This is a genomic window from Mesorhizobium sp. M7A.F.Ca.CA.002.15.2.1, assembly GCF_003998715.1.
In the GTDB taxonomy this organism is placed as follows: domain Bacteria; phylum Pseudomonadota; class Alphaproteobacteria; order Rhizobiales; family Rhizobiaceae; genus Mesorhizobium; species Mesorhizobium ciceri.
In genome coordinates this window covers 1-1,131 of sequence record NZ_RZPI01001055.1, presented here as the reverse complement: position 1 = coordinate 1,131, position 1,131 = coordinate 1, and the positions used below count along the sequence as shown (strand labels likewise).

At 63.5% G+C, this 1,131-nt stretch carries 2 protein-coding genes; both read left to right on the top strand.

Annotation, left to right across the window (positions count from 1 at the left end):
- Positions 1 to 642, top strand: a 642-nt coding sequence (locus tag ENZ74_RS32535) for a BRCT domain-containing protein (RefSeq protein WP_281059758.1), incomplete at its 5' end; no start/stop codon positions are given.
- On the top strand, positions 642 to 1,131 hold a 490-nt coding region (locus ENZ74_RS32530; protein WP_127313322.1), incomplete at its 3' end, for a TIGR02453 family protein. The genes ENZ74_RS32535 and ENZ74_RS32530, both read left to right, overlap by 1 nt.

The following is a 1,131-nucleotide window of genomic DNA, read 5'->3' as shown; positions in this document are numbered from 1 at the left end:
GAGCAGGCCAGGCAGCGCGAGGCCGCATCGGGCAAGACACGCAAGAATGTGCGCAGCGTCGAGGATCGCAACTATGAAAGCCTCGACAAGCTGTTCGCGGCCATCGACTCGCGCCGCGAGCCGGAACTCGACCGTTTCATCTTCGCGCTCGGCATCCGCCATATCGGCGAAACGACGGCGGCCGTGCTTGCCCGCACCTTCTCGACCATCGAGGAGCTGATCCGCGTCGGCAAGGAGACAGCGGCCGCGGAGGATCCACATACTGTCTTCCCATCGGTCAACGGCATCGGCGATACGGTGATCGATGCGCTGCGCGGCTTCTTCGGCAATGAGCGCAACGACGACGTGCTTGAGAAGCTGCTCGAGCAGGTCAAGCCGAAGCCGTATGTCGTCACCGTCTCGGCCGACAGTGAGGTCGCCGGCAAGACGGTCGTGTTCACCGGCTCGCTGGAGAAGATGACGCGCTCCGAAGCCAAGGCCATGGCGGAGCGCCTCGGCGCCAAGGTCGCGGGCTCGGTTTCGGCGAAGACGGATCTGGTGGTCGCCGGGCCGGGCGCCGGCTCCAAACTCAAGCTTGCCAGTGAGCTCGGCATCGAGGTGATCGACGAGGATGCCTGGCTGGCGCGGATCGGCAAGGCGTGATGGAAGGCGCATTCAAGGGGTTCGGCCCAAAGGCCATTCCGTTCCTGAAGGCTCTGGATTTCCACCAGAACCGGGAATGGTTCCTGGAGAATCGCGACCTGTTCGAAAAGGAATTGCGCGATCCCTTCGGCGATCTGGTCGACACGCTGACCGAGCGCTTCGCAAAGGCAGGGCTCGGCCTGCGCGGCGACCGCAAGAAGTCGCTGTTCCGGATCAATCGCGACGTGCGCTTCGCCAAGGACAAGCGGCCCTACAACAGGCATTTGTCGGCCATCCTGTCGCCCGACGGCACCAAGATGGAGCAGGGCGTGTTCTACGTGCATGTCGGGCTTGAGCGCTGCTTCGCCGACATTGCGTGGTGGCAGCCGGAGCCGGCGCTGCTGCTGGCGATGCGCAAGGCCATCGCGGCAAAGCCGGGCGAATTCCAAAAGATGGTTGCGGCGTTGAAGAAAAATAGCCTCGAACTCGAGACCGAAGGCCGTATGAAGC